Source organism: Streptomyces lydicus, from assembly GCF_004125265.1.
Taxonomy (GTDB): domain Bacteria; phylum Actinomycetota; class Actinomycetes; order Streptomycetales; family Streptomycetaceae; genus Streptomyces; species Streptomyces lydicus_C.
Genome location: NZ_RDTE01000003.1, coordinates 6,694,147 through 6,711,413 on the forward strand (window position 1 = coordinate 6,694,147; position 17,267 = coordinate 6,711,413).

16 protein-coding genes are annotated in these 17,267 nt (G+C 71.7%); 10 read left to right on the forward strand and 6 right to left on the reverse strand.

From position 1 onward, the window contains the following. Positions 1-10 precede the first annotated feature (10 nt). Together D9V36_RS32000 and D9V36_RS32005 are read left to right on the forward strand one after the other, a co-directional pair. Positions 11-952 carry an ROK family glucokinase gene (locus D9V36_RS32000; protein WP_129296830.1) on the forward strand — a complete coding sequence of 314 codons (942 nt, stop codon included), beginning with the start codon at positions 11-13 and terminating at the stop codon, positions 950-952. Between the two features lie 121 nt (positions 953-1,073). After that, entirely contained in the window at positions 1,074-1,838 is a 765-nt protein-coding gene (locus tag D9V36_RS32005; protein WP_129298825.1) for an endonuclease/exonuclease/phosphatase family protein, read from the forward strand. 49 nt (positions 1,839-1,887) lie between these two features. Here D9V36_RS32005 and D9V36_RS32010 read toward each other — a convergent pair whose 3' ends face one another. Continuing rightward, the gene (locus tag D9V36_RS32010) at positions 1,888-2,583 is read right to left on the reverse strand and encodes a hypothetical protein (protein ID WP_129296831.1); all 696 of its coding nucleotides are present in this window, start codon (positions 2,581-2,583) and stop codon (positions 1,888-1,890) included. After that, positions 2,570-3,367, reverse strand: coding sequence for an alpha/beta hydrolase (locus tag D9V36_RS32015; RefSeq protein ID WP_129296832.1), 798 nt, complete (start codon positions 3,365-3,367; stop codon positions 2,570-2,572). Before D9V36_RS32015 ends, D9V36_RS32010 begins: the two co-directional genes overlap by 14 nt. 162 nt (positions 3,368-3,529) lie before the next feature. Here D9V36_RS32015 and D9V36_RS32020 point away from each other — a divergent pair, with 162 nt between their 5' ends. The 5 genes from D9V36_RS32020 to D9V36_RS32040 all read left to right on the forward strand — a co-directional run bounded on the left by D9V36_RS32020 (position 3,530) and on the right by D9V36_RS32040 (position 8,844). Further along, a complete protein-coding gene (locus D9V36_RS32020) occupies positions 3,530-4,276 on the forward strand; it encodes a lysophospholipid acyltransferase family protein (protein ID WP_088797274.1) in 747 nt (248 codons plus the stop codon). Positions 4,277-4,419: 143 nt separating this feature from the next. Then, positions 4,420-5,697 carry a MacS family sensor histidine kinase gene (gene macS, locus D9V36_RS32025; protein ID WP_431357768.1) on the forward strand — a complete coding sequence of 426 codons (1,278 nt, stop codon included), beginning with the start codon at positions 4,420-4,422 and terminating at the stop codon, positions 5,695-5,697. Positions 5,698-5,717: 20 nt separating this feature from the next. After that, positions 5,718-6,362 (forward strand): response regulator, encoded by a 645-nt coding sequence (locus D9V36_RS32030; protein WP_381652008.1) that lies wholly within the window; start codon positions 5,718-5,720, stop codon positions 6,360-6,362. Positions 6,363-6,608: 246 nt separating this feature from the next. Continuing rightward, a complete protein-coding gene (locus D9V36_RS32035) occupies positions 6,609-7,637 on the forward strand; it encodes a 6-phosphofructokinase (RefSeq protein WP_129296834.1) in 1,029 nt (342 codons plus the stop codon). Between the two features lie 190 nt (positions 7,638-7,827). Then, positions 7,828-8,844 (forward strand): 2-hydroxyacid dehydrogenase, encoded by a 1,017-nt coding sequence (locus D9V36_RS32040; protein WP_129296835.1) that lies wholly within the window; start codon positions 7,828-7,830, stop codon positions 8,842-8,844. On the opposite strand, the gene D9V36_RS32045 is transcribed toward D9V36_RS32040, so the two are convergent. After that, positions 8,810-10,849 carry an anthranilate synthase family protein gene (locus D9V36_RS32045; protein ID WP_129296836.1) on the reverse strand — a complete coding sequence of 680 codons (2,040 nt, stop codon included), beginning with the start codon at positions 10,847-10,849 and terminating at the stop codon, positions 8,810-8,812. The two genes, D9V36_RS32040 and D9V36_RS32045, sit on opposite strands and share 35 nt — an antisense overlap. A 252-nt stretch (positions 10,850-11,101) precedes the next feature. Here D9V36_RS32045 and D9V36_RS32050 point away from each other — a divergent pair, with 252 nt between their 5' ends. Together D9V36_RS32050 and D9V36_RS32055 are read left to right on the forward strand one after the other, a co-directional pair. Next, entirely contained in the window at positions 11,102-12,451 is a 1,350-nt protein-coding gene (locus D9V36_RS32050) for a class II 3-deoxy-7-phosphoheptulonate synthase (RefSeq protein ID WP_129296837.1), read from the forward strand. A 173-nt stretch (positions 12,452-12,624) separates the two neighbouring features. After that, positions 12,625-12,879, forward strand: coding sequence for a (2Fe-2S)-binding protein (locus D9V36_RS32055; protein WP_129296838.1), 255 nt, complete (start codon positions 12,625-12,627; stop codon positions 12,877-12,879). Positions 12,880-12,949: 70 nt separating this feature from the next. Here D9V36_RS32055 and bfr read toward each other — a convergent pair whose 3' ends face one another. Further along, positions 12,950-13,426 (reverse strand): bacterioferritin, encoded by a 477-nt coding sequence (gene bfr / locus D9V36_RS32060; RefSeq protein ID WP_088797267.1) that lies wholly within the window; start codon positions 13,424-13,426, stop codon positions 12,950-12,952. Positions 13,427-13,581: 155 nt separating this feature from the next. Here bfr and D9V36_RS32065 point away from each other — a divergent pair, with 155 nt between their 5' ends. Then, positions 13,582-14,205 (forward strand): sulfite oxidase-like oxidoreductase, encoded by a 624-nt coding sequence (locus D9V36_RS32065; protein ID WP_129296839.1) that lies wholly within the window; start codon positions 13,582-13,584, stop codon positions 14,203-14,205. Between the two features lie 21 nt (positions 14,206-14,226). Here the strand turns inward: D9V36_RS32065 and D9V36_RS32070 are convergent, their stop codons facing one another. Both D9V36_RS32070 and pknB read right to left on the reverse strand, forming a co-directional pair. Next, a complete protein-coding gene (locus D9V36_RS32070) occupies positions 14,227-15,120 on the reverse strand; it encodes a deoxyribonuclease IV (protein WP_129296840.1) in 894 nt (297 codons plus the stop codon). A 64-nt stretch (positions 15,121-15,184) separates the two neighbouring features. After that, on the reverse strand, positions 15,185-17,155 hold the full coding sequence (gene pknB / locus D9V36_RS32075) for a Stk1 family PASTA domain-containing Ser/Thr kinase (RefSeq protein WP_129296841.1): 1,971 nt from the start codon (positions 17,153-17,155) through the stop codon (positions 15,185-15,187). Between the last annotated feature and the right edge of the window lie 112 nt (positions 17,156-17,267).

Consider the following 17,267-nt stretch of genomic DNA (forward strand, 5'->3'; position numbering starts at 1 on the left):
TGAGGGACACATGGGACTCACCATCGGCGTCGACATCGGCGGCACGAAGATCGCGGCCGGCGTGGTCGACGAAGAGGGCTCGATCCTTGAGACGTGCAAGGTTCCGACTCCGCATGCCACCGAAGCGCTGACCGAGGCCATCGCGGACGCGGTCCGGACCGTCGGGGCCGGCCACCGTGTCGAGGCCGTCGGCATCGGCGCCGCCGGCTATGTCGACGAGAAGCGCGCCACGGTCCTGTTCGCACCGAACATCGACTGGCGCCACGAACCGCTCAAGGACAAGGTCGAACAGCGCGTCGGCCTCCCCGTGGTCGTCGAGAACGACGCCAACGCCGCGGCCTGGGGTGAGTACAAGTTCGGCGCCGGCCAGGGCCACAGCGACGTCATCTGCATCACCCTCGGCACCGGCCTGGGCGGCGGCATCATCATCGGCAACAAGCTGCGCCGCGGCCGCTTCGGCGTCGCCGCCGAATTCGGGCACATCCGGGTGGTGCCCGACGGACTGCTCTGCGGCTGCGGCAACCAGGGCTGCTGGGAGCAGTACGCCTCCGGCCGCGCCCTGCTGCGCTATGCCCGCCAGCGCGCCTTCGCCACCCCCGAGAACGCCCAGATCCTGCTGTCGCTGGGCGACGGCACCTCCGAGGGCATCGAGGGGCGGCACGTCAGCGAGGCCGCCCGCCAGGGTGACCCGGTCGCCATCGACTCGTTCCGCGAGCTGGCCCGCTGGGCCGGCGCCGGCCTCGCCGACCTCGCCTCGCTCTTCGACCCGGCCGCCTTCATCGTCGGCGGCGGCGTCTCCGACGAGGGCGAGCTGGTGCTGGAGCCGATCCGCAAGTCCTTCCGCCGCTGGTTGGTCGGCAACCAGTGGCGGCCGCACGCCCAGGTGCTCGCCGCCCAGCTCGGCGGCAAGGCCGGTCTGGTCGGCGCGGCCGACCTGGCGCGCCAGGGCTGAGGGCCCGCGGGCCCGCACGCCTGCTCATCCGTACGGCACCGCCCGTCGCGTCCCCCAGGGGTGCGGCGGGCGGTGCTCTATCTTGGCCCGCGTGACGATCCCGGTGAGAGGACCCGCCGCCGTGCTCCGGCTTCCCGACTCCCGTACCGAGCCCGACGGTACGGCCGTGATCCGGGTGCTCAGCTACAACATCCGCTCGATGCGCGACGACCGGGCGGCGCTGGCCAGGGTCATCCGGGCCTGCGCTCCCGATCTCGTGCTGATCCAGGAGGCGCCGCGGTTCTTCCGCTGGCGCAAGGCCGCCGAGAAGCTGGCCCGCGCGGCCGGCCTGGTGTACGTCACCGGCGGTGCCACCGCGGCGGGACCGATGATCCTGTCCACCCTGCGCGCCCAGGTGGAGCGCACGGAGGATGTCCTGCTGCCCCGCACCCCCGGCCTGCACCAGCGCGGTTTCGCCACCGCCGTGGTGCGGATCGGCGGCGTACGGCTCGGCGCGCTCAGCTGCCATCTCAGCCTCGCCGCCCGGGAGCGTGACGTGCAGGCCGGACTGCTGCTGGAGCGGCTGGCGGCCCTCGGTGTGCCGTACGCCGTGGCCGGGGGTGACCTCAACGAGCGGCCGGACGGCGGGAGCTTCCGGCGGCTGGCGGGGGCGCTCACCGATGCCTGGGCGGCACGGCCGTGGGGCGGGGAGCTCACCTCCACGCCCCGTGACCCGCAGCAGCGGATCGACGCGATCTTCACCACGCCGGGCGTGGAAGTCCTCGGCTGCGGTGTGCCGCACGGCCTGCCGGGGGTACGGGAGAGCGACCTGGCCGCTGCGACGGACCATCTGCCGGTGCTGGCCGCGCTGCGGGTGCCGGGCGGGGCCGGCTCATACCACCGCTGACACACATCACCGCTGACTCACACCACTGCTGACCCACATCACCGCTGACTCACACCACCGCGCCGCTGCCCGGCAGGTCGTTGTCGTCCTCGTCGTCGTTCTTCATCCGGGCCACCAGGGTGGCGAACCCGCCGAGGAAGCCGCCGATGCCCAGGACCGTGATCCACCAGGTCACCGGCTGCTGCAGCAGCACCATGGCCACCAGCAGCAGCGGACCGCCGATCACCGCGATCCAGGCGAACTTGGCGGTGACATCGGCCTGCGGCAGCGGGGGCGGCTCGGGCGGGGTGAAGTGGCCCTCGTCGGTCTCGTCGAAGTCGTCGTCGGACGGCTCGGAGGGGGACCAGTTGCGGGGGCCGACGCCCGGGGCGAAGACGACGAAGCTGCCGGGGCGGGCGGCATCGCCCTTGCCGTCCCCGGGTCCGTCCCTCCCGGGCCCGTCCCTCCCGGGCCCGTCCTTCCCGGGCCGGTCCTTCCCGGAGTCGTCCGGGGAGTCCTTCCCGGAGGACTCGGAGCCCGCCGGGCCCGCCGTGGAGTCCTTCCCGGCGTTCTCCGCGCCGCCGGCCGCGGTGTCCTCCCCGGTCCCCTTCGTGTTCGTGCCGCCGTTCCCCGCCGGTTCGTCCGTGCCGTCGTCGCCGTCTTCCGGGGGGAACGACGGCTGGTCGCCGTAGCCCGCCACGATCTCGGCCCAGGCGGCCTCTTCGTCCAGCGGGTCCCGGGGGTCGCGGGGGCTACGCTCCGCCACTGGCCGCCGTCCCCTCCGAAGCCGCGTCCGCCCGCGCGTGCGGTGCGAGCCGGGTGATGAAGGCGAAGGTCTCCCGGAAGATCTGCTCCGCGTCGTGGTCGAGGGTGGCGACGTGGAAGCTGCGCTCCAGGAGGGTCTGGCGGACGTCCGTCGAGGACACCCGGCTCAGGATGCGCTCGGAGTCCGCCGGCGGGACGACATGGTCCTGCGGGCTGGTCATCACCAGCAACGGCTGGGTGACAGCGGGGAGTTCGGAGTCGACCTGCTGGAAGAAGCGGCGCACCGAGTGCGCGGCGTGCAGCGGCACCCGGTCGTAGCCGACCTCCTCGGCGCCGGGCTTGGCGATGTCGCTCGTCAGCCCCTTGGTCGTCCGGACGAGATGGCGCAGCACCGGCAGCAGCGGCCCGGCCGCGTCGTGCACCTTGTTGGCGGGGTTGACCACGGCCACCCCGCTGATGGCGTCGCCGTGCTTGGCGGCCAGCCGCAGCGCCAGCGCGCCGCCCATCGACAGGCCGCAGACGAAGACCGAGGTGCAGCGCTCGGTCAGCGCCCGCAGCTCGCGGTCGACCTCGGCGTACCAGTCCTGCCAGGTCGTGATCTGCAGATCCTGCCAGCGGGTGCCGTGACCGGGCAGCAGCGGCAGACTGACCGTGAGCCCCTGGTCGGCGAGGTATGCGGCCCAGGGGCGTACGGACTGGGGGGAGCCGGTGAAGCCGTGGCACACAAGGACGCCGACCTCTCCGCCGTCACGGCGGAACGGCTCGGCTCCGGGAAGGAGCGGCACCGGGGGTCTCCGATCGATGAGGGGGGCTGGCGAGTTACCTCAGGGTACGCAAAGTGATGGCGGGCGGATAGGTCCGGCGCCAGCCGCGGCGCGAGGGGGCCACCGTGGCAGGTTAAGGTCTTTGCGTCACACACAGGAGGCAGTCGGTTGATCTACGGCGCAATGAAGTTTTCCATCGGCGGGTCGCTGAAGCTTGCCTTCAGGCCCTGGGTGGAAGGCATCGAGAACATTCCCGCCGAGGGCCCGGCGATCCTCGCGAGCAACCACCTGTCCTTCTCGGACTCGTTCTTCCTGCCCGCGGTGCTCGACCGCAAGGTCACCTTCATCGCGAAGTCCGAGTACTTCACCTCCCCGGGGGTCAAGGGCAAGCTGACCGCCGCGTTCTTCAAGGGCGTGGGCCAGCTGCCGGTGGACCGTTCGGGCGGCCGGGGCGCGGGCGAGGCGGCGATCAAGAGCGGTATCGAGGTGCTGGAGCGCGGTGAGCTGTTCGGCATCTACCCGGAGGGCACCCGCTCCCCGGACGGCCGGCTCTACCGCGGGAAGCCGGGCGGTCTGGCGCGGGTGGCGCTGGCCACCGGGGCGCCGGTCATCCCCGTGGCGATGATCGACACCGAGAAGGTGCAGCCCCCCGGCAAGATCGTGCCGAAGATGATCCGGCCGGGCATCCGCATCGGCAAGCCGCTGGACTTCACCCGCTACCAGGGCATGGAGGGCGACCGCTTCATCCTGCGGTCGGTCACCGACGAGGTCATGTACGAGATCATGAAGCTCTCCGGCCAGGAGTACGTCGACATCTACGCGACGGCGGCCAAGCGGCAGATCGCCGACGCGGCGAAGGCCGAGGCGGCACAGGCCGAGGCACAGAAGAAGGCCGAGGCGGAGCGGGCCAAGAAGGCGGCCGCCGAATAGACGCGCAGGGCCGAGACCGGGCGTGACCGCGCCCGGCGAGGGGGACGGCAATGACGGATACGGACACGCATACGGGCACGGGTTCGGGAACGGATTCGGCCACCGGCACCGGCACCGGCACCGGTACGGCGGGCGCCGCCTCCATGGCCGCCAGGCGCCACGGCAAACGCCCTCCGAAGGTGCTGCGGATGTCCGTCGAGCTCCCGCTGTGGCGCGCGCTCACCGGCTACCGGATCCTCACCCTCGTCTACACCCTCTGCCTGGTCGCGCTCTCCTACCGGCAGTACGCCCATCCGCTGGGCGCCGCCGCCTATATGGGCGCGCTGACCGTCTGGACGGCGCTGACCTGGCAGCGCACCACCTCGGCGGAGCGCTGCACCCGGCACTTCCTCATCGCCGACCTCGGCTTCGCGATCGGCGGCATCCTGCTCACGCTGGTGGTCGACACCCACGCCCGCATCATGGGCGGCGGGCCGACGCTGCCGTCCATCTGGACGGCGGGTGCGGTGCTGGGCTTCGCGATCAAGGGCGGCTGGCGCTGGGCCGCGGTGGCCTCCTCCGTCGTGGCGGTGGCCAATCTCGTCGAGCGCCAGGAGCTGGCCCGCGACACCATCCACAACGTGGTGCTGGTGTGGGTGGCCAGCGTCGGCCTCGGCTATGTCGTCGAGGTGGCCCGCTCCAGTGAGCGCACCCTCGCCCGCGCCCTGCAGATCGAGGCCGCCACCCGCGAGCGGGAGCGGCTGGCCCGCGACATCCACGACAGCGTGCTGCAGGTGCTGGCGATGGTGCAGCGGCGCGGTGCCGAGATCGGCGGCGAGGCGAGCGAACTCGGGCGGATGGCCGGTGAGCAGGAGGTCGCGCTGCGGACCCTGGTCGCCGGCGGGCTGGTGTCGCCGCCCGCGCTCCGGGCGACGGTGCCGCACCGGGCCGACGGGGGCGCGGGGGAGTGGGCCGCGGCGTCCGCCGTGGCCGTGCCGGCGCCGCCCGGTGACGGACCGTGCGATGTGCGGGCGCTGCTCGCGCCGTACGCGGGCGCCGGTGTCACCTTCTCCGAACCCGGTGCCCCGGTCGCGCTGCCGCCCGCCGCGGCGGCCGAGCTCGCGGCCGCTGTCAGTGCCGCGCTGGACAATGTACGGGTGCATGCGGGGGCGAAGGCCCACGCATGGATCCTGGTGGAGGACGAACCGCATGCGGTGATCGTGACGGTCCGCGACGACGGCCCCGGCATCCCCGAGGGCCGGCTCGCGGACGCCGAGCGCGAGGGCCGTCTGGGGGTGGCGCTGTCGATCCGCGGCCGGCTGCGGGAGCTGGGCGGCAGCGCGGAGTGGATCTCGGTCCCCGGCCAGGGCACGGAAGTGGAGTTGACGGTCCCCAAGGGCGGTGCGCCCGAGGGCGGAAAACGGGGGAAGGGCGGAGCGTGAGCGAGCAGGGGCTGAAGGTCATGGTGGTCGACGACCACCCGATGTGGCGGGACGCGGTCGCGCGGGATCTGGCGGAGGCCGGGTGCGAGGTGGTCGCGACGGCCGGTGACGGCCTCCAGGCGGTCCGCAGGGCGCAGGCCGCGGGGCCCGATGTGCTGGTCCTGGACCTCAATCTGCCGGGGCTGCCCGGCGTACGGGTGTGCCAGGAACTGGTCGGTGCCAATCCGGCGCTGCGGGTGCTGGTGCTCTCCGCGAGCGGGGAGCACGCCGATGTCCTGGAGGCGGTCAAGTCCGGGGCGACCGGCTATCTGCTGAAGTCGGCGAGCACCGAAGAGCTGCTGGACGCGGTGCGGCGCACGGCCGCCGGAGACGCGGTGTTCACCCCGGGCCTGGCCGGTCTGGTGCTCGGCGAGTACCGCAGGCTGGCGACCGAACCGGCCCCGGCGGCGCCGGACGAGGTGGGCGCACCGCAGTTGACGGACCGGGAGACCGAGGTGCTGCGCCTGGTCGCCAAGGGACTCTCGTACAAGCAGATCGCCGAGCGGCTGGTGATCTCGCACCGCACGGTGCAGAACCACGTCCAGAACACCCTCGGCAAGCTCCAGTTGCACAACCGCGTGGAGCTGGTGCGCTATGCGATAGAGCGCGGCCTCGACGAGGGGTGAAGCGCGGCCGCGACGAGGAGCGAAGCCTCGGCCCCGGCGAGGCGTGACCGGGGCGCTCACCGTCCGCTCCGGCCGCCACCCGGAGGAAGCCGCCCGTACGGGTGAACGCCCCCTGCCAACTCCCCGGTAAATCACGGACATCGCCGTTTGCACCATCCCGGAGTGACCCAGATCACCATTAGCGTGACCGGCGTCGGCTCACACACGGCCGTGCGCGGCCACTGACGGGAGGTAGGTGAAGCAGCGATGCGGGTCGGAGTACTGACCGGCGGCGGTGACTGCCCGGGTCTGAACGCAGTGATCAGGGGTGTCGTCCGCAAGGGCACCCAGGAGTACGGATACGAGTTCGTCGGCTTCCGGGACGGCTGGCGCGGGCCGCTGGAAGGCGACACGGTCCCGCTGGACATCCCGGCGGTGCGCGGCATCCTCCCCCGTGGCGGCACCATCCTCGGCTCCTCGCGGACCAACCCCTTCAAGGAGAAGGACGGCGTCCGCCGGATCAGGGAAACGCTCGCCAAGCAGGAGGTCGAAGCGCTGATCGCGATCGGCGGCGAGGACACCCTCGGCGTCGCCGCCCGGCTCTGCGGCGAACACGCCGTCCCCTGCGTCGGCGTCCCCAAGACCATCGACAACGACCTGTCCGCCACCGACTACACCTTCGGCTTCGACACCGCCGTCGGCGTCGCCACCGAGGCCATCGACCGGCTGCACACCACCGCCGAATCCCATATGCGGGTGCTGGTCGTCGAGGTGATGGGCCGGCACGCCGGCTGGATCGCGCTGCACTCCGGGCTCGCCGGCGGGGCGAACGTCATCCTCATCCCGGAGCAGCGCTTCGACATCGAGCAGGTCTGCCGGTGGATCGACTCCCGCTTCAAGGTCCGCTACGCCCCGATCGTGGTCGTCGCCGAGGGCGCGATGCCCAAGGACGGCCAGATGGTGCTCAAGGACGACTCCACCGACTCCTTCGGGCATGTCCGGCTGTCCGGGGTGGGGGAGTGGCTGGCCAAGGAGATCGAGGCGCGGACCGGCAAGGAGGCGCGGACGACGGTACTCGGGCACACCCAGCGCGGCGGTACCCCCAGCGCCTTCGACCGCTGGCTGGCCACCCGCTTCGGGCTGCACGCCATCGACGCGGTGCGTGACGGCGACTTCGGGAAGATGGTCGCGCTGCGCGGCACGGACATCGTCCGGGTGCCGATCGCGGAGGCCACCGCCAAGCTGAAGACCGTCGACCCGGCGCGCTACGCCGAGGTCGGGGTGTTCTTCGGCTGAGCCGGCCGCGGGTGCCCACGACCCGTGAGCCGCAACCTCCCGCCGCCGTCCCGGGCTCCGGGCGGCACCCGCGGGCAAGGGGTCGTATATTCGCCGTATTCGCCCTGTGTGCCGTATTCGGCATACGTGCGGTATCCGGCCCCTCGCTCCTGGGCGGGGCGCACCACCGGCGGGAGAACCGGGAGAGCTCGTGGAGATCGTCGCCTTCGGGGTGCAGGCCGATGAGCGGCCGTACCTGGAGAAGGCCTTCGCCGGCCGCCACCAGGTCCGCAGCCTGGACGTCTTCCTCAACCGCGACACCGCGCCCATCGCCCGCGGCTACGAGATCGTCAGCTCCAGCGTCAACGCCGATCTGGGCGCGGACGTCCTGCAGGCCCTCGCGGCCGGCGGGACGAAGCTGATCGCCCAGCGCTCCACGGGCTTCAACAACATCGACCTGGAGGCCGCGGCCGACCTCGGGATGAGCATCGGCCGGGTCTCCTGCTACTCCCCCTACGCGGTCGCCGAATTCGCCTGGGCGCTGGCGCTGGCCGTCAACCGGCGGATCGTCCGGGCCACCACCCGCACCCGTAACTTCGACTTCCGGCTGGACGGCCTGATGGGCCGCGATCTGCGCGGGCGGACGGCGGGGGTGCTCGGCACCGGCAGGATCGGCGAGGCGTTCACCCGGATCGCCCACGGCTTCGGGATGAACCTGCTGGGCTGGGACCTCGCCGAGAACCCGCGCTGCGTGGAGCTGGGCATGCGCTACGTCCCCCGGGAGCGGCTGCTGGCCGAGGCGGACCTGATCAGCCTCCATCTCCCGCTGGTGGACGGGACCCGGCGGATCGTCGACGCCGCCGCGCTCGCCGCGATGAAGGACGACGCGATCCTGGTCAACTCCAGCCGCGGCGGGCTCATCGACACCGAGGCCCTGGTCGACACGCTCAAGGCCGGCCGGCTCACCGGTGTCGGCCTGGACGTCTACGAGGAGGAGGCCAAGTTCTTCTTCTTCGACAAGTCCCTGGACATCATCGACGACGACACCCTCGCCCGCCTGATGACCTTCGGCAATGTGCTGGTCACCTCGCACCAGGCGTACTTCACCGAGGATGCGGTCGGCCAGATCGTCGCGGCCACCGTGGCCAACGTCGAGGACCACCTGGCCCACCGCACCAACGAGAACATGCTGGTCACACGAGGACAGCTGCCAGCAGCTGTGCGGTGACCGAGGCGCCGTCCAGGGTCAGCACCGACTCCGGGTGGAACTGCACTCCGGCGAAGCCCGGACCGCGCAGCGCGTGCACCTCGCCGCTGTCCGCGTCCCGGCTCAACTCCACCCGGTGCATGGCGAGTTCGGCCGCCGTGGTGTCGTCGCAGCGGGCCGTGAAGGTGTTGTAGAAGCCGACGGTCTCCGGGCGGCCGAAGAAGTCGATCCGCTCCTGCGCGCCCTGGCAGGGCACCTCCTTGCGGACGATCTCCAACCCCAGCTCGGCGGCGAGCAGTTCATGCCCCAGGCAGACCCCCAGAAGGCCTTCGCGGTGCCCGGCGACCAGCTCGGCGGTGAGCGACCGCAGAAAGCGCATCTTCGGGTCGGCGGCGTCCGACGGGTTCCCGGGACCCGGGCCCAGCACGATCGGGCCCCGGTGCGTGCGGGCGGCCTCGCGCAGCCCCGGCTCGTCGAAGCGGCGCACGGTGACGTCCAGCCCCGAGGTGCGCAGCAGATGCGCCAGCATCGCGGTGAAGGTGTCCTCCGCGTCGACGACCAGCGCGTGCCCGCTCAGCTCGGCGATCGGCGCGGTGGTCTGCATCCGCAGCCAGAAGGGCGCGAGACCGGCCCGGCGGGCGTCCAGCGCGGCCCGCACCCGGGGGTCGTCGGCCAGCCGCTGACCGCGGTCCCCGGCGGGCCCGCGCGCGGGTGCCGGCCGTACCCCCAGCGCGCTGAGCACCCCCGCGGCCTTGGCGTGCGTCTCGGCGACCTCGCTGCGCGGGTCGGAGGCGCGGACGAGAGTGGCGCCGACCGGTACCCGCAGCCGGCCGTCCGCGGAGATGTCGGCGGTACGGATCAGGATCGGCGAGTCCAGCGTCTGCGCGCCGCCCGCGTCCCGGCCGATCAGCGCCAGCGCCCCCGCGTAGTAGCCGCGGCCCCGCCCCCCGGCGTCCGCCGGCTCGTACCGCTCGATCACCCGGCAGGCGTTCTGCACCGGCGACCCGGTGACCGTCGCCGCGAACATCGTCTCCTTCAGCACCTCGCGCACATCCAGGGTGGACCGGCCGCGCAGTTCGTACTCGGTGTGCGCGAGGTGTGCCATCTCCTTGAGCCGGGGCCCGACCACCACCCCGCCCCTGTCGCCGACGGTGCACATCATCTTCAGTTCCTCGTCCACCACCATGGACAGCTCCTCGGCCTCCTTGCGGTCGTCGAGGAACGCCAGCAGGCTCTCGGCGGTGGGGCCGCCCTCCGGGTAGCGGTAGGTGCCGCTGATCGGGTTCATCACCACCGTCCCGGCCGCCGCGCCGTCGCCGGACGGGGCCTCATCCGGCCCGCTCCTGGCGCCGGTCATCCGGACGTGCACCTCGGGGCTGGCGCCGACCAGGGTGTGCACCCCGGGGCGGTGCACCACATACGTCCAGTACGCGCCGCGCTCACCGGCCAGCAGCCGCCGGAACAGCGCCAGCGCGCCGGCCGCCGAGAAGTCCTCGACGGTGCCCTCGAAGGTCCTGCGGATGACGAAGTTCGCGCCCTCGCCGGTGCCGATCTCGTCCCGCACTACCCGCCCGACGATCTCGGCGTAGGCGTCGTCGTCCACGTCGAACGCCCCGTCCGTCACCCGTACGTCCTGCACGGGCAGCGCCGCCAGCACCTCGTCGAGCGGCAGCTCCGCGCTCTCGCGGGGGCGCAGCACGGCCAGCGGTGTGCCGTCGTCATGGGCCCGGAAGCCGCGCTCGCGGATCTGCCGGAACGGGATCAGCGCGAGCGCGTCGGTCACCGGCGCGCCGGGCGCCCCCTCGCCCAGCGGGATGTCGGCCAGCCGCCCGACCTCGTCGACCTCACCGATCAGCACCTCGACGCCGGGGGCACCTCCCGTTGGAGCGGAGCCGAGAGTGGGGGAGGCCGCCTCCCGGCCGGGCGTGCGGCGGTGGAGCAGGGCGAACGGCGGGCAGGCGGGGTCGAGCAGCCGCCGGACGAGTGCGGCGGCGTCCGGGTGGGCGGCGGGGGGCTCGTGGTGCATGACGGGGTTCCTTCCGGGAGAGGAGGAACGGCCGCCGCACATGGCTGAAGGCCGCCCCTCGGGCGGCCTTCGCGAAGTGTGTGGTGTGCGCGCGAATCAGTGGGCCGCCGGATGAGCGGTCCACCACCAGTTCATGTTCATGGCCGGTCGCGTGCACATGGGTGGCACCCTACCGGACCGTCCGGGTCCCGTGCGTCTCACAGTCCGGATGCCCGGACGGACACCCTCACGGGACCCCGTAATGTGGGACTTGTGACCGTGAACGCTGAAACCCACGCCGGTGGCCACACCTGGCGAGACCTGCCCGCGGCGCAGCAGCCTGACTGGCCGGACCAAAAGGCTCTGCGCGATGTGATCGCGGAGCTCGAGTCCTATCCGCCGCTCGTCTTCGCGGGCGAGTGCGACCAGCTGCGCGAGCGCCTGGGAGCGGTCGCCCGTGGTGAGGCGTTCCTGCTTCAGGGCGGCGACTGCGCGGAGGCCTTCGACGCCGTATCCGCCGAGCACATCCGCAACAAGCTCAAGACGCTCCTCCAGATGGGCGCCGTCCTGACCTACGCCGGGTCCGTCCCGGTGGTCAAGGTCGGCCGGATCGCCGGCCAGTACAGCAAGCCGCGCTCCAAGCCCACCGAGACCCGCGACGGGGTGACGCTGCCGACCTACCGCGGCGACTCCGTCAACGGCTTCGAGTTCACCGAGGCGGCCCGGATCCCGGACCCCGAGCGGCTGAAGCGGATGTACCACGCCTCCGCGGCGACGCTGAACCTCGTGCGCGCCTTCACCACGGGCGGCTACGCCGACCTGCGGCAGGTGCACGCCTGGAACCAGGACTTCGTGAAGTCCTCGCCCTCCGGACAGCGCTACGAGGCGCTGGCCCGCGAGATCGACCGCGCGATGAACTTCATGAACGCCTGCGGGGTGGACCCGGAGGAGTTCCGCACCGTCGAGTTCTACGCCTCCCACGAGGCGCTGGTCCTGGACTACGAGTCGTCGCTGACCCGCGTCGACTCGCGCACCGGCAACCTCTACGACGTCTCCGGCCACATGGTCTGGATCGGCGAGCGCACCCGTCAGCTGGACGGCGCGCACATCGAGTTCGCCTCGCGCATCCGCAACCCGATCGGCGTCAAGCTCGGCCCGACGACCACCCCCGAGGACGCGCTGACGCTCATCGAGCGTCTCGACCCGGAGCGGGAGCCGGGCCGGCTGACCTTCATCACCCGCATGGGAGCGGACAAGGTCCGCGACAAGCTCCCCGAGCTGGTCGAGAAGGTCACCGCCTCCGGCGCGCAGGTCGCCTGGATCTGCGACCCGATGCACGGCAACACCTTCGAGGCGGCCTCCGGTCACAAGACCCGGCGCTTCGACGATGTGCTGGACGAGGTCAAGGGCTTCTTCGAGGTCCACAAGAGCCTCGGCACGCACCCGGGCGGTATCCACGTCGAGCTGACCGGTGACGACGTCACCGAGTGCGTGGGCGGCGGCGACGAGATCTTCGTCGACGACCTCCACCAGCGCTACGAGACCGCCTGCGACCCGCGGCTCAACCGCAGCCAGTCGCTCGACCTGGCCTTCCTGGTGGCGGAGATGTACCGCGACCAGTGAGCCGGTCGGCCGCTGACCTGCACTGACGGGCAGCGACACAACGCAGTGGGGCGCGGATCCTGTGATCCGCGCCCCACTGCGTTGTGCGGCCCCCGCCGAGCCAGGTAAGGTAAGGGTTACCTCACTCAAGATCAGCCGGACGGGTGAGGTGACTCCACGGAAGGTGAAGCCGCGTGTACGTCTGCTCCTGCTTCGGGATCACCGAGCAGCAGGTCCGTGAGCACGCGGACACGGGTGCCTGCACGCCCCGGCAGATCGCCTCCGCCTGCAAGGCCGGCACCGACTGCGGCGGCTGCGTCAAGCGCATCCAGTCCCTGCTCGGCCGGGGCGCCTGCCCCCGCAGGGAGCTCATCGAGACCGGCGCGCCCGAACCGCTGGGCGCGGAGGCGGACGCCGTGGGGCCCGCGGCGCTTTCGGAGGCCGCGTAGCCCTCAGGGGCGACGGGGGTCTCCCGCAGCCGTTGTCGACCGTGCCGAGGGGGAGCATCCGGCCGCTCGCTCAGCTCGGCTGCTCGATGACCTGGGCGATGTAGAGCGCTTCTCCGAGCTTCTCCACCAGCTCCAGCTGGGTGTCGAGATAGTCGATGTGGTGCTCCTCGTCCGCGAGGATGTCCTCGAAGATATTCGCCGAGGTGATGTCGCCCTTGGTGCGCATGAGCTCGATACCGCGCTTGAGGCGGTCGATGGCCTCGACCTCGATCTGCCGGTCGGCCTGGAACATCTCCGTGACGGTCTGGCCCACCCGCACGTGGAACAGCCGCTGGTAATTCGGCAGAGCTTCCAGGAAGAGAATCCGGTCCGTCAGGATCTCCGCATGCTTCATCTCGTCGAAGGACTCTGAGCGGGTGTACTTCGCGAGCTTCGTCCAGCCGAAGTTCTCCTGCATCTTGGCGTGCAGGAAGTACTGGTTGATCGCGGTGAGCTCGGCGGTCAGCTGCTCATTGAGGAATTCGATGACCTCGGGGTCGCCCTGCATGGCTGCGGGCTCCTTCCACGCGAGAACTGGGCAGGTGCCGCATCCTCGCACCGCCCGGAGCGGGGCGTCCAGTAAGTGCACGCTTAGTGCGAGTTGCCCCAATCCCTCCCTTCCCTGGTCATCGGCACCCCTTCCGGTCTGACACCATGGAGGGCATGGGTCAGCCGGAAAGCCGCGAAGAGGAGCATCCTCAGCTGCCTCCGGGGCAGCGGTTGCAGCGGGGCTGGCCGGTGACGCATTACGGGCCGGTGCCGAAGTTCCGCGCCGAACGCTGGGAGTTCCGGGCTTTTGGCGCCACCGCCGACGACGCGAAACACTGCTGGTCGCACGAGGAATTCACGGCACTGCCGTACACCACGGTCGTTGCCGATATGCACTGCGTGACGAAATTCAGCATGCTGGGAGCCGAATGGGGCGGAGTACGCACCCGGACGATCCTGGAACTCGCACCGCCGGCTCCCGACGTCACCCATGTCATGGTGTGGGCCGAGTACGGCTTCAGTTCGAATGTGCGGATCGAGGATTTCGCCGCGGAGAAATGCCTCTTCGCCACGCACCGCTCGGGTGAACTCCTCACCGCGGAGCACGGTTTCCCGGTCCGCCTGATCGTTCCGCACCTGTACGCCTGGAAGGGCCCCAAGTGGGTCCGCGGCATCGAGTACATGCGGGCCGACCGCCGCGGTTTCTGGGAGGAACGCGGCTACCACAACCTGGGCGACCCCTGGCAAGAGCAGCGCTACTCCTACCAGGAGGAGCCCGGGGACGGCCCCGAGCTCTGACCCCGGCGCCCGGGACGGGGCTCAGGCCCCGCGCAGCTCCTTGAGCCGGGCCACGTCCGCCGCATGCCCCTCCTTGCCGCCCGGGGTCTCGACCACCAGCGGCACACCCTCCGTCGCCGGGTGGCGGAACAGCTCGCCGAACGGCTCCGCACCGATGTGACCGACGCCGATGTTCTCGTGCCTGTCCTTGTGGGCACCGACGACATCCTTGGAGTCATTGGCGTGGATCAGCTTCAGCCGGCCCTCGCCCGCGACCTCCACCAGCTCGTCCAGCAGCGCCTTCGTGCCGCCCGGCGCCGCCATGTCGTGCCCGGCCGCGAACGCATGACAGGTGTCGAGGCAGATCCCCAGCTTGGGGTGCCGGTCCAGCGCGTCGAAGTACGGACCGAGATCTTCGGCCAGTGCGCACAGCGACGCCCCCTGCCCGGCCGTCGGCTCCAGCAGCAGCCAGGGGTCGTCCGGGTGCGTCAGCTCGTCGAGCAACGGCAGCATCCGCTCTCTGACCTGCGCCATCGCCGTCTCGCGCGGCCGCCCGCCGGTCGCCGAACCGGTGTGCACGACCACGCCCAGCGCGCCGATCTCCCGGCTGCGGCGCAGCGAGTGGCGCAACGAGTCCACGGATTTGTCGACGGTCGCCCCGGTGTGCGAACCGAAGTTGATCAGGTACGGCGCATGGACATACGCCGGAATACCCTCCTCGGCGCAGGCCGCCCGGAACGCCTCGTCCTGTGCGGGGCTGCCGGGCAGCGTCGCCCAGCCGCGCGGATTGGCCACGAAGACCTGGACGACCTCGTCGCCCATCTCCCGGGCGTAGGGAAGGCCGGTCCTGGCCAGGCCGCCGGCCACCGGAACATGGCCGCCGACCGGGTTGCGTGCACGGGCGCGCTGCGCGTCGCCCTCGGGGAAGGTACTCACCCTCCCAGGGTGCCAGGTGCCCCACGCCCGCCGGACGGCAGCCGTGGGGCACGGACGGCGGGTCCTACAGCCCGCCCTTGAGCTCGATGGTGATCGTGCCGCCCTTCGGCGCCTTCTTCCCGGGGTCGACGGACTGGGTGTCGACCGTGTCCTTCGGGAAGAAGAACGGCTTCTTCACCTCGACCTGGAAGCCCAGATCCGTCAGCTGCTTCCTGGCGTCATCGACGTTCTTGCCGGTGACGTTCGGGACGGCGATCATCTCCGGCCCCTGGGAGAGCGTGAGGGTGACCGTGTCGCCCTTGCCGAGCTGCTTGCCCTCGGCCGGGTTCTGCCGGGCGACGGTGCCCTTGTCCTGGGTGGAGAACACCGGCGCGTCGGCGAAACGCACCTGGAACCCGGCCTCGCGCAGCGTGTTCGCCGCGTCCGTGCGGTCGCTGCCGAGGACGCCGGGGACTCCGACCGCGCTGCCACGGCTGACCGTCAGCCCCACGCCCGTATCGGGCCGCCGCTTGGTCCCGGCAACCGGGTCCGTACGGATCACCGAGCCCTTGGCCACCTCGTCGCTGAACTGCCGGGTGACGGTGGCCGGCACCAGCCCGCGGTCGCGCAGCTTGCGCCTGGCGTCGGCGACCGGGGTGCCGGACAGGTCCGGGACCTCGACGATCTCCGGGCCGCGGGAGATGGTGACGGTGACCGTGCCGGTGCCACGGATCTGCTTGCCGGTCGCCGGATCCGTCTTCATGACGTGCCCGCGCTCCACGTTCGAGCTGAAGCCGCGCACCACCTTCACGCCCAGGCCGTCGTCCCGCAGGGTCTTCTCGGCCTTGGCCTGTGTCATCTCCAGCACCGCGGGGACGGTGGTGAACTGGCCGTCGGTGACGTACCAGACGCCCGTGCCGACCCCGAGGATCAGCAGGACGGCCGCGACGACGGTGACGAGCGGCCGCCGCCGGAGCCCGCGGCGGGGCGGTGCCTCCTCGGCGGGCACCGGCCGCAGCCGGGTGGTCTGCTCGGAGGCCGTCGGCACCTCCAGCCGGCTGGTGCGGTTCAGCTCCGCCTCACCGGCCCCCGGCAGCGGCGGCTGCACTCCGCCGGCGCGGGGTATCACGTCCGTACGCGCGAACTCGTCGACCGCACCCCCCGCGGCCAGGTCCCTGGCCTGCGGCGGTACGACGTCCAGCTGGGCGTCGGTCAGCTGCGCCCGGGCCTCCTGCGCCCGGGACAGCAGCACCACCGCGTCCTGCGGCCGCAGCTGCGGCTCGCGGGCACAGGCCAGCGCCACCAGCTCGTCCAGCTGCGGTGCGAGGGCGGGCACCAGCCCGGACGGCGGCAGCACGTCCTCGTGCAGATGCTGGTAGAGGACCTGCGCCACGGTGCCGCCGGTGTGCGGCTTGCCGCCGGTCAGCATCTCGTAGAGCACCACACCGCAGGCGTAGACATCGACCCGGGCGTCCGCGGTGCCGTGCTCCAGCTGCTCGGGAGCGAGGTAGGAGACGGTGCCCAGCACGGAGCCGGTCGAGGCGGTGGTGTTGGTGTCCACCGCCCGCACCAGACCGAAGTCGGCGACCTTGACCCGGCCGTCGTCGCCGATCAGGACGTTCTCCGGCTTCATGTCGCGGTGCACCAGCCCGGCACGGTGCGCGGCCCCCAGGGCGGCCAGGATCGGCTCCAGGATGTCCAGCGCGGCCCGCGGTTGCAGGGCGCCCCGCTCGCGCAGCACATCGCGCAGCGTGCAGCCCGCGACGTACTCCATGGCCAGATACACGTACGTACCGTCCGTGCCCTGGTCGAAGACGCCCACCACATTCGGATGCGACAGCCGCGCGACCGACTTCGCCTCACGGATGAAGCGCTCGACGAACGCCTCGTCCGTGGCGAGGCCCGGGTGCATGACCTTCAGCGCGAGCACGCGGTCGAGCCGGGTGTCCATGGCCTGGTAGACCGTGGCCATACCGCCTGCGGCGATGCGCGCCTGGACGCGATAACGGCCGTCGAGCAGCTGGCCCACGAGCGGGTCCTGGAGGGTGGTATCCACGGGAGACGAGTCTATCGGTCCCCACGTTTTCGGCCGTCCCGCCGTGGGGCTTCTCGCCGTTTGCCGCCCGCTGCGCGGTGCGCTCGCCGTGGCGCCTGCGCCTGCGGCGGGC